Source organism: Cylindrospermum stagnale PCC 7417 (assembly GCF_000317535.1).
Lineage (GTDB): Bacteria > Cyanobacteriota > Cyanobacteriia > Cyanobacteriales > Nostocaceae > Cylindrospermum > Cylindrospermum stagnale.
Genome location: NC_019757.1, coordinates 2,180,406 through 2,201,848 on the forward strand (window position 1 = coordinate 2,180,406; position 21,443 = coordinate 2,201,848).

Annotated in this window: 18 protein-coding genes and 1 pseudogene; 6 read left to right on the forward strand and 13 right to left on the reverse strand. The window is 40.9% G+C overall.

All coding sequences use genetic code 11. The features are described 5' to 3' along the window. The first annotated feature begins 31 nt into the window (after positions 1-31). Both CYLST_RS08905 and CYLST_RS08910 read left to right on the forward strand, forming a co-directional pair. Complete coding sequence (locus tag CYLST_RS08905) at positions 32-1,204, forward strand: sigma-70 family RNA polymerase sigma factor (RefSeq protein ID WP_015207380.1); 1,173 nt, start codon at positions 32-34, stop codon at positions 1,202-1,204. A 173-nt stretch (positions 1,205-1,377) separates the two neighbouring features. Further along, the gene (locus CYLST_RS08910; protein ID WP_015207381.1) at positions 1,378-2,523 is read left to right on the forward strand and encodes a DUF1822 family protein; all 1,146 of its coding nucleotides are present in this window, start codon (positions 1,378-1,380) and stop codon (positions 2,521-2,523) included. Positions 2,524-2,604: 81 nt separating this feature from the next. Here CYLST_RS08910 and trpC read toward each other — a convergent pair whose 3' ends face one another. Both trpC and CYLST_RS08920 read right to left on the reverse strand, forming a co-directional pair. Beyond that, positions 2,605-3,480, reverse strand: a complete 876-nt coding sequence (trpC, locus tag CYLST_RS08915) for an indole-3-glycerol phosphate synthase TrpC (protein ID WP_015207382.1) — start codon at positions 3,478-3,480, stop codon at positions 2,605-2,607. A gap of 132 nt (positions 3,481-3,612) precedes the next feature. Then, a complete protein-coding gene (locus CYLST_RS08920) occupies positions 3,613-3,891 on the reverse strand; it encodes a HetP family heterocyst commitment protein (RefSeq protein WP_015207383.1) in 279 nt (92 codons plus the stop codon). Positions 3,892-5,412: 1,521 nt separating this feature from the next. Here CYLST_RS08920 and CYLST_RS08925 point away from each other — a divergent pair. Further along, positions 5,413-6,525, forward strand: a complete 1,113-nt coding sequence (locus CYLST_RS08925; RefSeq protein WP_015207384.1) for a sensor histidine kinase — start codon at positions 5,413-5,415, stop codon at positions 6,523-6,525. Positions 6,526-6,782: 257 nt separating this feature from the next. Then, positions 6,783-7,655 (forward strand): response regulator transcription factor, encoded by an 873-nt coding sequence (locus CYLST_RS08930; protein WP_041233030.1) that lies wholly within the window; start codon positions 6,783-6,785, stop codon positions 7,653-7,655. On the opposite strand, the gene CYLST_RS08935 is transcribed toward CYLST_RS08930, so the two are convergent. The 4 genes from CYLST_RS08935 to CYLST_RS08950 all read right to left on the reverse strand — a co-directional run bounded on the left by CYLST_RS08935 (position 7,652) and on the right by CYLST_RS08950 (position 10,312). After that, positions 7,652-7,981, reverse strand: a complete 330-nt coding sequence (locus CYLST_RS08935) for a DUF3082 domain-containing protein (RefSeq protein ID WP_015207386.1) — start codon at positions 7,979-7,981, stop codon at positions 7,652-7,654. The two genes, CYLST_RS08930 and CYLST_RS08935, sit on opposite strands and share 4 nt — an antisense overlap. 6 nt (positions 7,982-7,987) lie before the next feature. Continuing rightward, entirely contained in the window at positions 7,988-8,938 is a 951-nt protein-coding gene (gene ispE / locus CYLST_RS08940; RefSeq protein ID WP_015207387.1) for a 4-(cytidine 5'-diphospho)-2-C-methyl-D-erythritol kinase, read from the reverse strand. Between the two features lie 19 nt (positions 8,939-8,957). Continuing rightward, the gene (gene rsmA, locus CYLST_RS08945; RefSeq protein WP_015207388.1) at positions 8,958-9,773 is read right to left on the reverse strand and encodes a 16S rRNA (adenine(1518)-N(6)/adenine(1519)-N(6))-dimethyltransferase RsmA; all 816 of its coding nucleotides are present in this window, start codon (positions 9,771-9,773) and stop codon (positions 8,958-8,960) included. Between the two features lie 284 nt (positions 9,774-10,057). After that, complete coding sequence (locus tag CYLST_RS08950; RefSeq protein ID WP_281172822.1) at positions 10,058-10,312, reverse strand: tyrosine-type recombinase/integrase; 255 nt, start codon at positions 10,310-10,312, stop codon at positions 10,058-10,060. A gap of 55 nt (positions 10,313-10,367) precedes the next feature. Here CYLST_RS08950 and CYLST_RS36745 point away from each other — a divergent pair, with 55 nt between their 5' ends. After that, the gene (locus tag CYLST_RS36745) at positions 10,368-10,544 is read left to right on the forward strand and encodes a hypothetical protein (RefSeq protein ID WP_157162550.1); all 177 of its coding nucleotides are present in this window, start codon (positions 10,368-10,370) and stop codon (positions 10,542-10,544) included. A 46-nt stretch (positions 10,545-10,590) separates the two neighbouring features. Here CYLST_RS36745 and CYLST_RS34315 read toward each other — a convergent pair. Continuing rightward, positions 10,591-10,737: pseudogene (locus tag CYLST_RS34315) on the reverse strand (barstar family protein); the annotation flags it as partial. Positions 10,738-11,112: 375 nt separating this feature from the next. Between CYLST_RS34315 and CYLST_RS08955 the strand changes: the two are divergent. Beyond that, complete coding sequence (locus CYLST_RS08955; protein ID WP_015207390.1) at positions 11,113-12,393, forward strand: glycosyltransferase; 1,281 nt, start codon at positions 11,113-11,115, stop codon at positions 12,391-12,393. Positions 12,394-13,058: 665 nt separating this feature from the next. Here CYLST_RS08955 and CYLST_RS08960 read toward each other — a convergent pair. The 6 genes from CYLST_RS08960 to CYLST_RS08980 form a co-directional block, all read right to left on the reverse strand. Continuing rightward, complete coding sequence (locus CYLST_RS08960; protein WP_015207391.1) at positions 13,059-14,567, reverse strand: aromatic ring-hydroxylating dioxygenase subunit alpha; 1,509 nt, start codon at positions 14,565-14,567, stop codon at positions 13,059-13,061. A 155-nt stretch (positions 14,568-14,722) separates the two neighbouring features. After that, the gene (locus tag CYLST_RS08965) at positions 14,723-16,063 is read right to left on the reverse strand and encodes an acyltransferase (protein WP_015207392.1); all 1,341 of its coding nucleotides are present in this window, start codon (positions 16,061-16,063) and stop codon (positions 14,723-14,725) included. Positions 16,064-16,839: 776 nt separating this feature from the next. Next, entirely contained in the window at positions 16,840-17,061 is a 222-nt protein-coding gene (locus CYLST_RS34320; RefSeq protein ID WP_015207393.1) for a hypothetical protein, read from the reverse strand. Positions 17,062-17,273: 212 nt separating this feature from the next. Next, a complete protein-coding gene (locus tag CYLST_RS08970) occupies positions 17,274-19,319 on the reverse strand; it encodes an SBBP repeat-containing protein (protein WP_015207394.1) in 2,046 nt (681 codons plus the stop codon). Between the two features lie 303 nt (positions 19,320-19,622). Further along, on the reverse strand, positions 19,623-20,222 hold the full coding sequence (locus CYLST_RS08975; RefSeq protein WP_015207395.1) for an isoprenylcysteine carboxyl methyltransferase family protein: 600 nt from the start codon (positions 20,220-20,222) through the stop codon (positions 19,623-19,625). Positions 20,223-20,233: 11 nt separating this feature from the next. Then, positions 20,234-21,355 carry a type III polyketide synthase gene (locus CYLST_RS08980; RefSeq protein ID WP_015207396.1) on the reverse strand — a complete coding sequence of 374 codons (1,122 nt, stop codon included), beginning with the start codon at positions 21,353-21,355 and terminating at the stop codon, positions 20,234-20,236. Between the last annotated feature and the right edge of the window lie 88 nt (positions 21,356-21,443).

A 21,443-nucleotide genomic window follows, 5' to 3' on the forward strand; every position in this document is an offset into this window, starting at 1 on the left:
TCTTCTTCTATAGATAGGCTGTTAATTTTTTATGCACCCCCGGCAAACTATCATTGAAATCTTTTCAACTTTTGTACAATTTGCTGGAGATCGCTTCAGTAATTGGGCGACGGAATCTAGATTGCGTCGTAGTATCCAAAGTTGTATGAACCGCACCCCACAAGAAACTTCTGAATACTTTTGGGTGTTATATTGGTATAAGTTTTGGCAGGTGGCAGAAACTCAGTGCCTGGCTCAGGAACATCTGACTGCTTACTTACAAGAAACCTGCTATTGGGTATCACAAAAAACTGTTATTAGTTTCGCTAGTACTCAATACCAATTATCAGACTGTTTTCAGATGGCGATCGCTAAAGTTGAAAAAATCCTCAAAAACTTTAACCCCAATCAAGGGTTTAGCCTGAAAAGCTACGCTAGCGCCATCTTTGGTGGTGTGATTCGCGAAACTTTGCGACAACGCCACGAAGTTGATATCTGTACAGATTGGGGACTGTTGCGAAAGATCACAAAAAAGCGGTTGGTAGAGTCTTTGCAAACTGTGGGTTTATCTCCAGGGGAAATTAATGCTTACGTCCTTGCTTGGAACTGCTTTAAAACCCTTTATATCCCAACGTCAACTGGTACTTCTCGCCAACTTTCGCGCCCAGATCATCAGATTTGGGAGGCGATCGCTAAAGCTCATAACACACAAAGCAGTCAGCAAGTCAACCCCCAAATTTTAGAAAAGTGGCTGCTAAATGCTGCCAAAGCTGTACGCAAGTATCTTTATCCCACCCAAGCTTCTCTCAATACCCACATTGGCGCGGATGATTCCTTAGAGTGGATGGATAATCTACCGGGAACAGAGGAATCCCTAGTTAATGAAATCATTGCCCAAGAAGAAGCACAAACTAGAACTTCTCAGCAAACTGAGATTAACCAAATTTTAATGGCGGCGATCGCCCAACTAGAGCCGCAATTACAGCAAATTTTGCAACTATACTACTCTCAGGAGCTAACTCAAGACAAAATCGCCAAACAACTACAGATGCAGCAGTATACTGTCTCCCGGCGCTTGAAAAAGGCTCAAGAAACATTACTCCGGTCTTTGGCCAACTGGAGTCGAGACACGCTGCATATTTCCGTCACCTCAGACCTACTCAAAAGCATTAGTACAGTGATGGAGGAATGGCTGAAAAGTTACTATAGTCTATCTCCTCGCTAGGACTATGGGAAAACAGATTTTCATCAGGATATTAGGGTCAAATACCCCTACCCCACAGGAACCCCAGGTACCTCTATATGTACAAAACTGTTTCAGTCGGAGTTTCAATATCCGTAGGAAACAGTTTTGAATTTTGAATTTTGAATTTTAAATGTTCCCCTTCCTTTCCTGCCATGACCTTATTTACTTTTGCTAACCCTACTGATCTAATTTTAGAAATCCCCACCATCAGCCAAAATCAAGCTTTTTCTCAGCCACATTCTCGCTATCAAGCTTATATTAATCAACTTTGCCTGGGTGCGGTTTTGCCGTGGTTGCAAGAGGAGTTAGCGCCGCAAGTACAGGTCTGGCCAAGTACTACTGCTTTAGCCAGTTTTTGGGAACTGGTAAATGGAACGGCTCTGATATTGGATGCAACTCGATTGATCTTGGTTCCTAGTGAGGACATTGACTTGAGCGAATTGCGCGTACCCCAAGAATGGGTAGATATTCCCAGTTGGGCGGGTGATTATTATTTAGCGGTGCAAGTAGAACCTGATGAGGGCTATGTCAGGGTTTGGGGTTACTGCACCCATGCACAACTAAAGACACAAGGTAGTTATGATCCTAGCGATCGCACTTATTCCCTAGATGCTAGTGACATGATCAACGACATTAATGTGTTAACCGTGTCCTTACAACTTTGCCCAGACGCCGCCACACGTAGCACTATTGAACAATTACCACCCCTACTACAACCACAAGCAGAAAACCTAATTACCCGTCTGGGAAATCCAGAAATCATCACACCTCGTCTAGAGATCCCTTGGGCATTATGGTTCGGTTTAGTCGCACATGGCGGTTGGCGACAAAGCTTATATCAACGACGCTTAGGACTCCCAGAACAATGGTCAGTGATGCAATGGTTGCAAAGCGGTGTTTCTCTAGTTGCAGAAACTGTCGGTTGGGGACGTTTAAATTTGCAACAAACCGCTGCTGGGGCGCGGAGTGTATCCGAAGTGCAAATACAACATCCCCTGTTTCGCCAAATTGAGATCGCAGGTCAATTGTACGAAATGCTGATTACACCACAAGCAGAACCAGAAGCGGGAGTTTGGCGCTTTGAATTGCGTCACGTCACCGTAGGTGCAGCGATTCCTGGTGGTTTTAAACTCAGACTACTCACCGAAGATTTACAACCCTTCCCTAACAACGAAGCTATAGCCACCACAGCCGTAGAAGCACTTTTTATCGAAGTTGCTTTAGAACCTGGGGAAGGCATAGTCTGGGAAATAGAACCCCTACCCGAAAATTATGACCGCGAAATCCTCAAATTTTAAGTCTACCCAAGAGGAAATCCCACCCTTGGAAGAGGTGGGATCAGTTTGAGGACAAAGGTACCCTACATTCCCTATCCAGAACTAAATTGCCTTGATTCCGTTCTTTAAAAACTCTGGGGAATCAGGTTTTAGCAAACTACGCACAGCCTGTGCTAAATCCTGTTGTTGCAGTAAAGGTTCTCCCATCAGCACTGCATTAATACCAGCTTCTGCCATTAGCGATAAATCAGTAGGTGTATACAGCCCTGATTCAGTGGTGACGAGAATACCCAAGTTTTTTAGTTGCGATCGCCTAGCTGCCATCAATTGCTGAGTGATGCTAATATCAATGCTAAAGTCTCCAAGATTGCGATTATTAATTGATATTAAGCGTACATCATCCATTTTGAACAACCGATCCATTTCAGCCAAGCTATGAACTTCTATCAGCGCATTCATCCCCAAATAGTGAATCACACGCAAAAAGTTCTGGATCTCCCGGTCTGTGAGAATAGCGGCGATTAGCAACACCGCATCTGCCCCCGCAGCCCGTGCTAAATAAATTTGGCACGGATCAAGGATAAAATCTTTGCATAGTAGGGGTAATGCCACCCGATGGCGAATAGCACGCAGATGCTCAAAACCACCCTGAAAGAATTTCTGGTCAGTAACTACAGATATACAAGTCGCGCCACCACGATCATAAGCTTGTGCGATCGCTATTGGGTCAAAGTCAGCCCTAATAATTCCTTGATTTGGTGATGCTTTTTTGACCTCTGCAATCAGGCTGGGTTTATTAGGACTCTGCTGCAAAGCGGTGAAGAAATCTCTTACAGTCGGGGCAGCAGTTAACTGGCGTTGCAAAGAAGCCAAAGACATCTCTTGCTGTATTTGTGCAACTTCTTGCTTTTTCTGCCACAAAATCTCTTTAAAAAGGGGTTGCAGACTGGCATTAGGGATAGTAACTGGGTAAGTCATAAGCTACTAGGGATGGGGACGAATTATGAATTATGAATTATGAATTATGAATTATGAAACTTCATCCTTCATTCTTTCCTCATGGAACTTTGTGAGCAACTTGCCAGGAGATAGCATCAACTAATCAGATTATTAGAAACGAATCCAGTTTGATTCGATGTCAAACATTTCGATATTTTTGGTATCAGTTTTATTTAACTTTGAACTATCAACTAGGCAGTTACTTTTGATAACTCGGATGTAGGTGCGATATGGTATATAGTCCATAGGGTTATAACCACCAAAACGAAGGATTAAAACACATGCCCAGGAGTACTTACCAGCGATAATTGCTTTGACAATCTGTTCTATTTGTTCAGTATTAATTTTTTTACCGATTTGTGGATTATAACCAGTAATGTTTTGATTCATAGCATGCACTCCTCTCTAGTAAATTAAAATCAGTTGATGTCTCGCAGAGTTTCCCCTTTCTTTGATTTAACCAAAAGAAAAGTTTTGTACTATGGCACAGCTCAATAAGCACAAGACACTGCTTAGACAAACATCTGCTTGTACATAGACTTTCTTAAAGAATTATTCCTGGTTTATGTTTGTTTATCTTGAAAGTAGGGGCAGGTTTAACTAGCTAGTGCAGCATTTTCGTCTGCCTAATAGAGATCTAGTTAAGCCCACCCATACAGATTAACCGTATTGCAGAAGCAGCTTCTTCGTTAAGCCTACTCAAACTTCAGCAGCGGATACATGAACTATTTTTTGATAGATATGCCTATTCTTTCGCTGTTAGACTTTTCCGGCTGAACGCTTACACTCCCAGAGCCTCCCCCGATGTTGTAGCCAGTGAAGCGTGACATCCTACTAAGAAAAATCTTTAGGGTAACGCAGATATTTTTGGATAGCAGAAAATAATTAAGTGTTTGCTTCAAGCAAACAACCTATAGAACCTATAGAAGATGATGCCACATTGGCAATAACAAATTCTGGATCATAATTGTAATTTTTATTACTTTTGTCGCACTAATTACGCAACTCATTGAGTTTAACGGATAAATCTCTATCTAGGGACAGTTGCTTGAGAAAAAAGTGAGAAATTGTCTGGGATAAATCATCTAAGTAAAGGTGACATAAAATACTTAATTCTGCCAGTATTGGCTTTGAGTCCAAATATTCCTAAATTCAAGCTTTGGTGTTACTGGATACATAGGTTCTTAACATTTTCTATTTCTTTTGGCAGATTGTTTAGTTTTATGCAAGTTATTACCTAAAAATTTGTATTTCTTTTGACGGATGCCTCTGCATATCCTTCTATAGTTAAATCCCTGAATGAGGAAATTCAGCGAAGTTAAGTTGATGAAACACAATTTGCCCATATCAGCCAGGAATCAGCGGGATAATGCATCTAAATTAGAATTGACAAAATGATTTAAATGTGTATTTGAGTTTGAAGAATATCGATTCTCTTGACTGTATTAGCTTTAAAAGCTTATTAGCAATGTACTGGAACAGAAGCTAGATAAGACTAGGCAGTAAATATACGGAGATAACTTCCTAGTAGAAAATAAATCACAGCTAAAATTGGCATATTTTCTCAAGTTATCAAAGTGTTAATAATACTGGTGTGAAAGTGGGTTCAAGAAAATATATCACCTGCCTAAAAACTTAGGGGTAAACCCTTATTGTCTCAAAGATTAAATTGGTTTATGCTAGATTTTTATATCTATAAAAACTGCTTAAATCGAGAAAGTAATACCAATTCTTTTTCTATGCAACCAAAGTGAAACTATTCATTCTTTATTGGTAGAATCAGTTTTATTGAAATCCGATTAAATCTACTTAGATTTTTTATGTAATAGCACAATAATGATTTTAAGCAGTTGTGATTATCATCTCAATAATGGCTATAGTGCCCAATAATTATCAGGAGTGAGTAGGGATATGAATTCTGGCGACTATACGTTAGTTCAATCCAACTCTCAATTGGCACAGCAGCCAGACGTAGAGTTGACATTTGCTGATTTTCTGATCAATCAAGCTGTAGATTCTGCCTTCTGCTTAGAAGAAAATGCGCGGTTTATTTATGTCAATGATGCTACTTGTCAGATGACAAAATACTCCCGTGAAGAATTACTTTCTATGACCTTGGCTGACATAGATATAGACTTTTCGCTACAGGATTGGTCAGAGAAATGGAGAGTTCTAGTAACCAGTAAAACACGAAATTCTCTCACCTTTAAATCTCGCTGTCGAACAAAGGGAGGGCGAATATTTTTGGTGGAAATAGCCATTACCTATGTAAAAGACCAAGGTAGAGAGTTTAGCTGTGCTTTTGCGCGAGACAAAAGTGATAGTGAACTCAGAGCCAATTTTGTTTCTACGGTCTGCCATCAATTCCGCACGCCGCTAAATATTGTTTCCTTTTCTAATAGCTTACTTAAACGGCATATCGATGAATGGACTGAGGATAAAATAAAACCATTACTAGACCACATTCAAACTGCTGTTGAACAACTCAGTCAGATGTTAGATGATATTCTATTTTTGGCGAAGGCAGAAGCAATAAAACTCAACTTTGAGCCAAAACCGCTCGATTTGGTGCAGTTCTGTGATGATTTATTGGCACAAATGCGGATGAGCACTAGCCATAACTTTATCAAATTTGTCAATCTAGGTAACTGTTTAATAGCCTCGATCGATAAAAAACTGCTGGAGCCGATTTTGAATAACTTACTCGACAATGCAATTAAGTATTCTCCCCTAGGCAGTGTGATTGAGTTAAAACTTGCTTGTGAGGATGGGAAAATAATTTTCCAGGTGAAAGATACGGGTATTGGCATTCCCCCAGTAGATCAACAAAGACTATTTGAGCCATTTTATCGGGGCAGCAATATTGCTCATATCCCCGGTACTGGACTAGGACTATCAATTGTCAAAAATCTTGTCGACTTACATGGTGGTCAAATTATGGTGGTCAGTGAAGTTGGTGTCGGCACTACGTTTACTGTAATGCTGCCATCAGTCAAATTACCTTTTACTGGTTCTGAGACTTGAGTTGTCACAACTATGGCCATGCTCATTATCGAATTTTAGATTTTAGATTTTAGATTTTAGATTTTAGATTTTAGATTTTAGATTTTGGATTTTGGATTTTGGATTAAGAAGATAAATTCTAAAAATGATCCTAGCCCCTAGTTTCACATATGAAAAAATCCTCACATCCAAAATCTGGGCATTAAGTGATGTTTCTAATTAATACTCGGCACAGACTTTGGTAATCATTAAAAGCCAAAAACTATAGTGGTAGAAAAATGATGCACGAATCGTCGAAAAAAATTCTCGTAATTGAAGATGATGCTGTTACCCGCAATCTCTTCTTAGACGGTCTTGAGGCTGAAGGTTTTGACACAATAAGCGCCGAAAATGGTCTGGTTGGTATACAGCAAGCACAGGTGCACTTACCTGATTTGGTGATTTGCGATATTCTGATGCCGGATTTGGATGGTTACAGCGTTCTGAATATACTGCGCCAAGATCCTCTAACAGCAATTATTCCTTTTATTTTCCTCACTGGCAGCTATGATAAGGCAGCTATTCGCAAAGGTATGGAGTTGGGAGCAGATGACTATCTTACCAAACCCGCTACTGTAGATGAGTTGCTCAGAGCGATCGCTATCCGATTAGAAAAGCAATCTCTGATCAGGTACTTGTACGCGACTAATTCTCATCCAGCCTCGGAATCACTACCCTCATCGGTAACACCGGAGTTAATCTTTCCATCAGTTGCTCACCTCAAAGAAGTTTTCGACTTCATTGAAGCTCATTTTCACCAAGGAATAACTTTGTCTGATGTGGCTGAGGCTGTGGGTTATTCATCGGCTTACTTGACTACCCAAGTAGCCAAGCTAACGGGAAATACGGTGAATAACTGGATTGTTAAGCGCCGGATGGCAGCAGCACGCCCCTTACTCAAAGATACTAACAAGACCATTGAGCAAATTGCGACAAAACTAGGTTATCAAAATGCCTGTCATTTCTCCCGCCAGTTTCGTCAACACCACGGGCTATCTCCAAAAATTTGGCGAAAGCAACAACAATTGCTTCAGGCTGCCAATAGTCCCAGGCTGCAATTGCTCAAAAGTCGCCCTCCAATAGTCAACCCTGTACCTTTAAGCCAAGGTTAATTTTCGCTACTCTTAGGCTTTTGTAACTGTTGCACTAACAATTGCACCGCCAAGGCTAACAAACCAACAGCCACTAGACCAAATATGCCAGTTCCTAAGGCGACTACGCCTACAACTAGGGTACGCACCGCCGAGCCAATATTCACCACCATTGGGTTATCTGAACGGATTGGTTTGGTGGCAAAAGTCGTGGCGATCGCAATCATTAGAGTATACATGGCATATCCTAGCCCTCCGGAAAATGCTGCCCCAGTTACACAGCGTAATGGAGTTGGTGGTACTTGTCCGGAAGTATCTGTTTGTGGGGTGATATTCGGTTCACTCATAGGATTTTAGATTGGTACTATTTGAATTCCATGTGTAGTCGTCCGCGTCACAAACAATTCTAAATCCTCGTCAGGAATTGCCTGTCGCACGTTTAGCTTAATTGCTTCTGCAAGTTGTAGAGATTGGGCGATCGCAAATACTGTCGGACCAGAACCAGACATCATTGTTCCCAAAACCCCTGGTTGAGTGGCAAATAATTCCCGTAGTTGCAAGACTTGGGGATAAGCTGGCAACACCACCCGCTCTAAATCATTGTGTAGTTTTTGGGAGATTTCTGCCGCATCTTGATTGAGGATTGCTTTGACAATCGCGCCTGAATGGACTGCACTGGCACGGGCTGCCAAATTGTCGCTATCTCTAATATAAGTACTACCAAACTGCTGCCGATAGGTTTTGTACGCCCATGGTGTGGAAACTTCCAAGCTGCGGTATTTCGCCAATACTAGATGTATGGGCGCTAAATTTGGCAGGGGAGCAAGTTGTTCACCTCTACCTGTAGCGATCGCTGTTCCCCCAGCAATACAAAAGGGCACATCTGAACCGAGAGTAGCACCCAGTTCCTCTAATTCTGACTGAGTTAACCCCAGATGCCAGAGTAAATCTATCCCCACCAATACTGCTGCGGCATTCGTCGAACCTCCAGCCAACCCAGCAGCAACCGGAATTTGCTTTTTGATCGTAATTTCTACACCGCCATAATTGCTAAAGGCGTCAGGAAATTGCGTCGCCATCAGTTCGGCTGCTCGGTATGCCAGATTACTTTTATCTGTCGGTACTTGGGGGTGGTGGCAGTGAACACGGATATTATCAGTGCTAAGGGAACGCACTTCAATTTGGTCTGCAAGGTCGATGCTTTGGAGTATCATGGCTAACTCATGATAGCCATCGGGGCGATCGCCAATGATTTCTAGATACAAGTTGATTTTGGCAGGGGCAATTAAACTGTAAGAACGCATTTTCAGTGCTGGGTGTTAGTTACTCAGTGGTGAGTAAATTAGCAAGGGTTACCCATTGGTTAACGCTGAGGTCTTCAGCGCGTACCTGGGGATTGATTTCTAATTGTTCCAGTAATTGAGTCAGGCGATCGCGATCCACAACTCCTTGCAGATTATTTCTTAACATTTTCCGTTTAGCCCCAAACCCCAATTTAACTAAATTCTCGAATTTTTTAGGGTCATGGGCGGGAATTTCGATTGTTTGGGGACGCAAGCGCACAACTGCGGAATCAACTTTTGGCGGTGGCTGGAATGCAGAGGCTGGGACTGTGCAAATGAACTCGCATTTTGCCAAATATTGCACCCGCACCGACAGCGCCCCAAAGCTTCTTGACCCTGGGTTAGCATACAACCTTTCGGCTACTTCTTTTTGCACCAGCAGCACGATAGAGTCATAAGGTTCTGGGTTAGGATTAGCGATCGTACCCAGCAGTTTCTCGATAATTGGCCCAGTGATATTGTAAGGAATATTCGCAACAACTTTATTTTGCTTTTGGAAATTGGGGAACGCTGCTAAGTGGGAAGCTAAATCTAGGGTGAGAAAGTCCCCTTGCAGCAGTAAAAAATTTTCTGTCTTACCTAGTTGCTTGGCTAATAGTTTGCACAAATCATAGTCAATTTCCACAGCTACCAGCGATTTCACCGCTGGTAGTAAACGACGAGTCAGAATGCCAGTACCAGGGCCAATTTCCAAAACACCATCATCTTTTGTACACTCTGCTGCCTTAATAATTGCATCAAGTGCCTTTTCACTTTTAAGCCAATGTTGAGCAAATTGCTTACGCGGTTGAACCATCTATATCTATTTTCCTATCTACTTTTTAAGATTTTCCACAAAATCCGTTTCTTCTGTTTTACCGTATTTTCCCCGTTATTTTATTGACATAAACTACATTATATGCTGTTGAAGCCACTAAAATACCCCCCTGTTTAAGCTACGGTGTACACACAAGTTATCCGATTACCCAAAAGTCCTCCAAAACCTCAAACAGTCCCGACAGATATCCCTCTCCTTACGAAGGAGAGCAGAGGGATGTCTGTCGAGGGAGATGGGCAAGAATTAACCAAGGGGTTTCAACATTAATCATCCCAAAGCCCCTGAAATTTGGTAGATGCAAGTTCGGTGTAACGAACTGTGTGCTGAATATTTTTATGCCCCAAGTAACTATGAATTGTTCGGGTATCAATACTTCGATTCGCCTTGGGATGACCTGTTCCATGCCGCAGCATGTGAGCATAAACTCTTAAAGGCAAACCGGCTAATTCACCAGCCCGCTCAACAATGCCAGCTATCGTATCATTTGCCAACGGGCCACGTCGAGAAGACTGGCAAATATAAGGACTAACAGGATAATTTCATTGCAGCTGACGGTTTGTGTGCAGGTTGTGCGTGGCGAATGCTCCCAAACGATTAATCACTATCTGGGTTGATGGCGGCTACCGAGGCAAGGATTTTCAGCATGGGGTCATGGATGTCTACCGATGGATTTTAAGTGTTGTTACCCGTCATGAGGAACAGAAAGGTTTTGTTGTACTTCCTAAACGTTGGTTAGTTGAGCGAACATAGGGTAGGTTTAACTGGTGTCGGCGATTAAGTAAGGATTATGAAGTCTTACCCGCAAGTGTAAACATTTGAAGCACTCGTAATTTCTTACTTCTTTGAATATGTCTCTATACTCCTCACAATATTCGTCTATGATTCCCACTGTTGACTGGGCATCTCTCGCCAAACGTTTCCGGATTTGTAATTCTACATCCATTGCTCTACCTACCTTGTAGAGATTTCTTTTTTAACTCTTATATTCATTATCCTCGGAAAGTGACAGAAGAGGGTTATTACCGCATTGCATATCCCCCATCTCCCCCGAAATCGTTCTCCTAGTAGATGCAAAAAGCTATAATTTGTGCTGCATTTCAGCATATTGCGTTTACATTTAGAATGAAATAGCCCTGGATTATAACTATTTAATATCTGATTTTATCCTTTGATTTACCTTCATTATCTAAATAGGAGAATTTGCTTTATTCTGGATAGTTTAATTTAATTACCAAATATTCTTAGTAATTAAGATGCGTTCGCCCTGATAGAGTACAGTAATAAGTAATGAAGAGCCAAAATTATTTCGGTTGTACTTATGCGCATTGCTATTATCGCTTTAGGAACTCAAGGGGATGTTCAACCCTATATTGCTTTGGGAAAGGGCTTAAAAGAAGCCGGCAACCTTGTACGATTGGTGACCCATGAAAACTTTGAAGTTCTAGTCAATTCTCATGGGTTAGAGTTTTGGCCTATCAAAGGTAATGTACAGGATGTCATTCAAAGCAAAGAAATGCGTGAGGCTATAGAGAAAGGGAATTTTCTCACCGTTACATTGAAGATGATCAAACAAGGGCCACAACTAGCTATTGATGGGGCGAAGCAAGGTTTGGCAGCTTGTAAGGGAATGGATATAGTGCTTGCAGGGATGGGGGGACTGTATCTTGGTCTCTCCCTTGCAGAAAAGTTGGGGCTTCCATTTGTTCAGGCCTATGTAGTTCCCTTTACTCCTACAGAAGCCTTTCCCAGTGTTCTTCTTCCCCAATCCCTATCCAGACTTGGAGGTTTTTTTAATCGCTTGTCACATAATTTAACCCGACAGTTTGTATGGCAGCCAGTGCGGTCAGGCGATACGCAGGCGCGACAGCAAGTTCTTGAGTTGCCCGCAGCCCCGTTTTGGGGATCATACAATGCCGATCTCCTTCATCAGTATCCAATTCTCTATGGTTTCAGTCCGTCAGTGATTCCCAAACCATCTGATTGGGATAACAATATTCATGTCACTGGTTATTGGTTCTTGGATTCAGTATCTGATTGGACTCCGCCCTCAGCTTTGATCGAGTTCCTGGAGAACGGTCCACCCCCTGTGTATATTGGGTTTGGGAGTATGAGTAATCAAGATCCAGAAGAAACCGCCGATCTCTGTTTAGAAACTCTTGCACGAACTCAACAACGTGGCATAATGCTCTCTGGTTGGGGCGGTTTACATAAAGCGAATTTACCAGATACAGTTTTTATGGCGGACTCAATCCCCCATTCGTGGCTCTTCCCGCGTGTCGGGGCTATTGTACATCACGGTGGTGCTGGAACAACAGCCGCAGGTCTCAGGGCAGGTGTTCCTTCTATCATTATTCCTTTCGGTGTCGATCAGTTTTTTTGGGGAGAGCGTGTAGCGGAATTAGGGGTTGGGCCAGAACCTATTCCCCGTAAGAAACTAACGATTAAGCGACTTACGGAAGCGGTTCACAAGGCTATAACAGATCAAACTATGCGTCAGCGTGCGGCCAATCTAGGGTCGAAAATCCAAGCTGAGGATGGAATAGCCCGCGCAGTAGCGATCCTACAGGATATGGAAAAACGTGGAGCTAGCTACCGATGACTTGAAGGGCGCATTAATCCACAGTACGATTCGTTTCCGATAAACCCAAAAGGGGGACTCAAAGCAACAGTCAGTAGATCAAAAAGTCGCTACGAAGAGAGTGATCGCAGAACTTTTCCGTCTACCAGGACGAACCAGGGGAAACGCATCTAAATTTTATTGACAAAATACTGTTTTAATGTATAAGCCAAGAAATCCCATTTATCGTTTGATTGATTTTTTCAAAGTCATAGTGATGGACTAAAGTATTGTCAATAGGTGGTCATTAATGCGAATAGTTTGGTCATTATTGAGATTAAATTACCCTTACTGATAAGATGTGTTTCCCCTGCAGGGCGAACGCATCTTATTTCCTAACAAAAACTAATAACTGGAGTTTAGACTAAATGAGCGAAATAAAGTAAAAAAAGGAGGTCTGATAGAATACACGTCCCCAATTGGCAGAAGCACTAGAGTTGAATCACCTACTCTCACCTGCCAATATGAAACGTGCCAGATTTGAAGTATTTTTTAAGCTTATTTACAGAGGTGTTTAGGATAATACAGCACTTTGCTCAACAGTCAGGTACAAAATTAAATCCTATAACCCATGCCCCGTAAACCTTTTGGATATTTAGGTGTGGTAATACAACAAGAAAAGTGCTGTAAGTAATGAAGAAGCAAAATTAATCATTGTGAAAATGCTCAAATTCATAAACATAAAACAGGCGCGTGAGTTTTTTAAGTAAATAGCCAGTTAAAGCGAATAACGCCGCGCCAATTACAGCTAGCCAAAAACTCTGAGGTGGAACCCAACTTAAAACCGATGAGAACATTTCTGGAGAGACAGACAATTGTATTGCTTTAAAAGCTATATAACGAACATCAGCAATTATTCCCCAAGATACGCAAACAATTGAAACAAGATAAGCAGCTAGAGAAAGACGATTAATATTCTTCAATGCTTTTTGACAGCTATAACAATCTTTGGTGTGAGTATTCCAAACATCGAATAGCTTCCGTTTGTCTTGCTCAGGAGGGGGAAGTTGCTGATTGCAGTTTTTGTCCCACGGTATTTCCCCACCAGCTCTTTTTTCCCACCATTGACGAAAAGTGATGACCATTTTATCTGAAGGATTGGGAGTATAAACTTTAGCCAACCATTTCTCTTGCGGGGACTGCGCCATAAGTTTTTCTTGGTAATGTAGAAAAACTGAATCTTGGTGCAGCAACATAGAGGACAGAATATGAGTTAACCAAATTGGCATAGGTAAAGCAAAAAAACCTAGCCCTTTTTTGGGAACCTCCCCTTTTTCATTTTTAACGAATATCTGATTACCAATCAAACGAGTCCAGCCAGGACGGATAGGAACACCATACAAAGTCAAGATATATTTGCATCCACTCTTATCAACAGAATAAACCCGCATCAAGCAAGGAGGCTGAAAATCATTAATTAATGTTTCGATATCAGGAGGAGTAGGCTTAGTTTCAAAAGAAAATCCTTCTTGAGTAGATAACTTTCGCACACTAACCATATCAAAATAGTTTGCATCTTTGTATCGGCTGCCCATGATGTTGTGATGCGAAACGGGAACGTGTGCGGGATCTGCAATATTTTCTATAAAATAATCCCAACCGTAAGGAAGATCGCGGATGTTCCACGCGCTTCTATTAACAATTCTCTCTGGCGTTTCTTCGAGTTCAGGGATAACTCGCGGTTCTTTCAATTTACTTTCGATTAAAGCTTGTGAACCAGACTCAGGCCACAGCCAAAGCAGTCCTTGTCTTTCTTGAAGAGGATAAACTGTAACGCACGACCTACTACTAGCACAATTTCGTGCCTCAGTTTCCTCGTCTTTAGATTGAGGCATACTGACGCATTTTCCTACGGAGTTAAAGCGCCAAGCGTGATAGGCACATAATAAAGTTCCGTCAGACTCAACCCGACCTTCTGAAAGACGAACAAGTCTGTGGGGACAAAGATCCTCAAAACAGTTCCATTTGCCTTGCTTATCCCGCCATAAGACAAAATTCTTTCCCAATAACTCTATAGGTTGGGGTTTGGAAGGATCTAAACACTCTCCTATGGCAACAGGATACCACTGCTTTGTCCACTGAAATTTTTCTTCTGTTTCGTTCACCTTTGTTGACTCGATGTTAACAGCACTTTGTGAAGTCATATTATCGCTCATAATTGTCCTTTGTATTAAGTTAATTTGGTAGAGTTTGGGAAAATCAAAAAATCAGGCTAATTTGTCCTATTTTCAAAAAAATATTTATGTATATCCTATCAATTTGTACCGAACTAAAAAGCTTGGCTACGTAGCTAAATGTTTAAAAATATCTCCTACAATAACCATTCTAATTTTTCTACTAACTCTGGCATAATCTCTTCTTGATGCCGATATTTGTGTATTTTACGTAGATTATCTTCCTCTATTAGTTTCTTAGCTAACTTGTTTGGCAAAGAAACAGAGTAGATGAAGCCATTATTTGAAAATCCATTAATTATTTTCGATAACCAAGGTATTTTATCATCTCCAAAAGAAGTAAAAAAGAATGGATATGACTCATCGAATCTTACATTGTACACACCAAAATTAGTCCAGTTAGAAATCAACAAGTTTCTTCTTAGGGGGTCGATAGGTATGGGAACAAACTGGGCAATTTTTTCAATTCCCCCGTTTCGCTCAATATATTCTTTTGTAGAAAAGAAATCCAGATGTTGTTTTTGAAAATTGTCAAGTGACTCTCTTAATGTTTGAGCTAATTTATAAGGATCCACCTTTTGATGGATCATTGTATTTAGATTTGTAACATAATTTCCTAAAATGTTTAGGGGAATTTTTACTCTCCTTCTATAATCAACCACTATAGATAAATATCTTTTTTCCTTGTAGACATCTAAATCGGAAATCATCTTGAAAATGTATGCACACAACACATCGTTTTTAGATATATTTTGATTAGTTTTTTCCAAGAAGTCCTGCTTCATATTTTTCAGTTCATTCTCGGAGAAATAAAACTGTAAATTAGTTCTACTACAAGCACCTAATAGTATACAAAATACTGTCTTTAACAATTCTATCCTATTCAAATATCTCACACCAGGAATGGAATTGCTATTCTTTTTTAGGTTGGTTTCGGAGTATTTATCTCTGTCTTTAACAATCAGAGGTAAAGGGTATTCTTCCTTTCTGAATTTATTTGCCCAAGCTTTCATGAAACACATAAATGACTGCATATCTCCAATTGAATGATGCCAACAAACACCAAGCGTCATTCCTCCGCAAGCAAAATAGGTGAGTTGAATAGTCATTACTGGGCTTTGAGTTAATATTGCCTTTTTGGGGTCAATTATATTAACAAGTCTTTTTTGGTTGACTTTTGGCAGTTCCTTAATAACTCGATCCAATGTAAAATCATCTTTTCTAATGGAGAATAGAACTCCTTTGTTGTTACAATCTATATACAGGTTATTATCAGTATTGATTAATACTCCGGCAAAAATGGGAAAATCACTCAGGGTTTGCTGGAGAGCATCTATTAGTAAATCACTATCGACACTTGTTCTGTAAAAAAAAATAAGGGAAACATAAATGTTTCTAATTAACTGATCCGTAAAAGAACAGGTTATCAATTGTCGATTATGGTTATTAACTTGAACGAGAAATGTTTCTGACTTCATCAATAGTAGTATATTTCGTTAACTTACCTATTTTAGATATAAAACTCTGAAACTCTCGAAATTGCAACATAAATTAAGCCGGAATTGATCGATTTAAGCTATATAAGCAGTAAATAACCTGTTAATTGATTATGTTTTTATTAAAGCATAAATTAAGGTTTTTCCAAATAGTTTTTTACAAAAAAACTAATTTACCATTTTCTTGAGAGCCTGCCACGGACGCAATTAACGCTATCACAATATGAAACAAGCACATTTTCATGATATTTCCAATAGCCTTACTGTATAAGGGTTTGAAAATGTGCTTGTTAGGAGTCAGACGGGAAAGTAAATGACTATTTGTAGGGTGCGTCAGTATCAGTATTTTCTAGGTATGGCTAGGGTTTCTTGTACTGACGCACCCTACATTTGGGATATTTTTTATCTGGAAGTCCCTTATTTCCAACTAGTGGACACTACAAACTTCGCTTTGGGGTCGCAGTAAGTTTCAATCAACTGCACAATTTGATTGAAGTTATCGGGTTGAACATCCCAGGCTCTTTTGTTTTGCAGGTAACGTTCTAAGCAGGGTAAGCGCATCTAATTTTGTAGCACAAAGTACAGACAATAATGCTAAGGCATGGTGAAATAAATGTTAAAATTCGGTCTAAATTGGGGTTAATTGCCGAAAAAATTAGATAAATTGAGGTTTAAACCTTTAGTCTCACCCCACAACCATGCAAGAGCCTTAATGTCAAGTCCTTTTTTAGGCGCGGTGTCCAGTTTTTGCTCTCTGTCTAATGAACGGAAAACGCCAAAACTACCGTGTCAATGGGGTTTGAGATGCGCTTACCCTGACGTTCTAAGGCTTCCGCAAACAATACGTTACCTGTAGAATCAACGATCGCGATCGCTGGATCGTGACAGGTATTGGCTAAACCGATGTAATAGCAATTCATCAGAAAAATAGGTTTGAAATCCGACGCTTTAGCGAAGGGAAGGACGGCTTTACTCTTCACTAGCTAACCACAAATAAACCAGTTGAAAGCCGGATTAATGTTACCTTGCTAGCCGCTATCTGCCCTAACCGTCGCCAGTTAGCATCGCTGACAATGGAGCAAGTAGAATCAAAAGGAATCGATAATCAAACGTTGGTCATAAAGATGGTCTCGATACTTACAGATGAGCTACAACGTGAGAATTGAGGAAAGTTCAGTCTGGAAGAAATCATTTAAATTATTCCAGTTGTGTGTAAACTACCAGCAACAAGTGCGGAGCCAGTCAGCCAAGAAGAAGTAAAATCTTGTGTTTTTCCGGTATCAGCGTCTAGTTTGAGCGCCCAAGAGTCATAAGACCCAGCATTGGTAGCTCCCAAACTTCCCTCAGTAATTCCCGAAACGTAAAGTCTACCGTAATTATCGGCAGTTACCGTGGTAGCCGTGTCATAATCTGGCGTACCAAACTGTTTGAGCCATAACTGGTTGCCATTCTTGTCAAACTTCGCCGCCCAGGCATCAAAAGATCCAGCATTAGCTCCTCCCAAGTTGCCGTTTGTATATCCCGTCAGGAAGATATTGTCATTTGAGTCTATATCTATCCCATCTAAAAAGGGTGCATCATCTTCACTAGTGCCAAACTGTTTGATCCACAACTGGTTGCCATTAGTGTTGTACTTGGCCAGCCAGACATCATAAGAGCCAGCATTTTTTCCCCCCAAGTCTCCCAGAGTCCATCCGGTCGCATAGATATCGCCTAGACTATCCGTTTCAATGTCCCACATAAAGTCATAATTGGGAGTGCCAAACTGTCTAACCCAATCAGTCTGACCGTCTTTGTTCAACTTAACTAGCCAGGCATCATATTCTCCTGCAGGCCCGGCATTTTTTCCTCCGAAACTGCCTTTTGTATTTCCTCCAGCGAAGACATTGCCATTGTTGTCGGTTGCGACACCCCAATTGTCATCAAGTGTGATCGTACCAAACTGTGCAACCCACAACTGATTACCATTGCTGTCAAACTTGGCCACGTAGCTATCAGTCGATGGTAACTCGAATACTTCGCCTTGTCCCAAGTTTTGGTTTGGCCCACCCAAGTTGCCAAAAGTGTGACCAGCAGTGTAAATATTGCCACTGGTATCGACGGTAATTTTATAAGATTCCTCAAGTGTGTAAGTCCCATACTGTTTAATCCACACTTGGTTGCCGTCACTATCGTATTTAGCTAAATAGGCATCGTTGCCGCCTTTAACGGTGTTATTTTCTAGCTGGCCTATGATATTTCCCGCAACGTAAATATTTCTCCCGTCACTAGCCATACCCCATGCGCTTTCAGTGCCGGTTGAGCCAAATTGTCTACTCCATTGCTGGTTGCCATTGCTATCGTATTTGGCCACCCAAGCGTCCCTAGCTCCTATGTTGCTTCCTCCCAAAGAACCACCGGTTCCTCCTCCAACAAAAAAATTGCCCTTAGCATCTACGGTGGAACTAAATATGTAATCATTCGCGGCAGTCCCGATATGTTCAGCCTTCTCTAGGACTGTTTTTGGTGCGGTGTTGCCCTTGAACTCGAAGTAGTCACCCTTTAAACTCAAATCAGAGACTCCACCTACAACACCGATGAGGTCATAACCTTTTTTCTCCCGCCAAAATATTGCTGTTCCCAAGCTAATATTTACCAGTTCATAGTCTTGGCGATTGCCGTGGAGCTGAATGACATCTTCAGTGGGGTTGAAGTCTAAAATTAGAGCTGATTGGTTTAAACCTAAAGTTTGGTCATCCTCAACATAGAAGGGTTTTCGCCAATCACCCAGAATAAATCTGTCTGACCACGACTTACCTGTGTTCAATGCGCCAGATGGTAAACTTAATTTTTCATCGATAAAATCACCGACGAAAGTATCAATTCTACGTTTACCAACAAGATCAGCGCCAGGGTCAAAACCAATTAAGCTATCACTTCCATGACGGCCCCAAATGATTTTGACCTCTTGATCTTCTGATGTTATGAAATTAGGCTCGCTGGAAACTGTCAGGACATTACTATACTTGGTAAAAATGTTGGGAAAATTCTTATTGGTATCTTGACTGAAAAATTCTATCTCAGTATTGGGGCCTGTTAAGAGATTGGCCCCCTCCGGGCTACCAGAGAATTGTAAGACAGTTCTGATATATGTTTGAAGCTGGTCTGGAAGAACGTCACTCAATGTTGAGCGTAAGGACTCTGTTATTTTTTCGTCGACTGAGTGTAAGGCTTTTGTTGTTTTTTTGTTTTTTTTCATGGTATTAAAAACAATTGATTTGATTGCAATACTTTTGAGTTGAGGATTTGTTGAGATTATTCGTGACAACTTAAATATTACAATAAATAAGATATGTCACCAAGATTTTTGCCAGTTGTATGAGGTTTTGAGATAGGTTGTGCTTCTTGCATCGAGAAGTTGGGTAAACAGGTAATTTATTTGTCATTTAAATATTTTTCTTAACTTGACCGATAGAAGTAAGAAGTTTTCAGCACTTCAAAAGCTTAATTTCTCATGAAACATACTTAAAATTGAGTGCTGATAAACTTTTACAACTCATGTTTATTCACCTCCAGAAGTTGCTTGGTAAGTAAGTGGGATTTTGGGAATAAAACGAGGTCGGTTGGAGAAAACTGAAGTGTAATTGCTGTTTTTGGCTAAAGCTTCCTCTTCTGTTTGAATTCGCTTACTCATTAAGAAAACATTAGCAAGAGAAAAAATAATCGCGCTTAGATAAGCTCCGTGAATTAATGGTAGTGCGGCAATTTCCAGGATGACTCCCAACCAATTAGGATGACGCAGATAAAGATAAATTCCTTTATCCACTACAGGCATATCCGGTAAGGTCATAATTGACAGAGTCCAGCGTTCCCCTAAAGCTTGCATAGATAAGTAACGTAAGACTTGTCCTGCTATTGTTAGAGATAAAGCGACAGTGGCCAAAGCGAAGCTAAAAGGACGATTAAAGTACCAAACTTCACTGATCGCTGCTATCACCCAACTAATTTGTAGCACTTTCACGGCACCTAGTAAATTATCGCTATGCTTTTTTGCTCCTTGAGCTAGCATATCTGCTTCGTTGTTTCTGCTGATACGCAGTTCAAACATTCGTTGCCAGAAAACTACAAAAATAATCCCAATGAAGATATACCTGGTTAACATATAATTCCGTCCTACCATTTGAGTAAAATTGCTTCCTGAGCAAAACCAGGCCCCATTGCTACTATCAGTCCATAGGAGTCAGGAGGAGACTGTTCTTCTGATAGCACCTTATCGAGCATATAAAGAACTGTTGCAGAAGAGATATTACCCACCTCTGCTAAGGTATCGCGACTTAATTGTAAAGTTTGACTATCTAATCCAAATTCTGCTTCAACTGTATCGATTACTTTAGGACCCCCTGGATGTACGATCCAGCGATACAAGTTCTCACTTTCAATGTTGTTATCAGCAAGCAAACCGTTAATTAACGGTCGCAATCCTTGTTTAAGAGCATCGGATACTTCCGGTCTGAGAATATTTCTAAAACCATTATCAACTACGTCCAGTCCCATTAGTTCTACTGTGTTAGGAACTAAAAAGGAACGATTATCAATGACTTGAGGTAGTCCCGATTTAGCTAAAGGATGCTCTTTTCCTACCATTAACACTGCGCCGCAACCATCTGCAAACAAAGCAGCAGTGATAATATCCATAATAATCTCACTATATAAAGAGGGATTTTCTGGAAGGCGACGAATCAATGAAGTTAAATTTGCTTGCAAAGACCCTTGCCATAGAGCGGAAGAAATTTCCACGGCAAATAAAATTGCTGCTTCCTTTGGATGTGCTTTAAGGTAATCAGCAACGCGAGAAATGCCAAAAGCTCCACCCATACAACCTACTCCATTCATGGGCAATCTCTTCAGGGTGGAAGAAAATGGAATCCGATTCATCAACCGCCCATCTAAAGAGGGAATTGCTGGAGTCATAGAAACAGACGCAAGCAGAGATATATCTTGGGGTTGGACATTAGTTTTTTCCAGCAATTTGGTGATAGCGGTTTCAGCCAAGTTCAAAGAATTTTCCAAACCTCTACTGATACTTACTCCCCATGTGGGCGGATCGAGTAAGGAATCTAGTGGTAGAGCGAAGTAACGACCGTCGATTTTGACGTTTGTGAAAAAACGATCAATCTGTTCTAGATCGAAATCTAACTCCATTACAGTAAAAAACCTGCGTAAAGCAGCAGCTAAAACTGTTTGAGGGTAGTAATTTTCTGGAAATGCTGTTGATGTAGAAACTATATAAGTCATGGCAAATTTTACTTGTTTTACTTGCAAAATGTCTGATGAGGGTGGTCTTTAATTAGCTGGGGACTAAATCCCTATTTGCCTTCTGCCT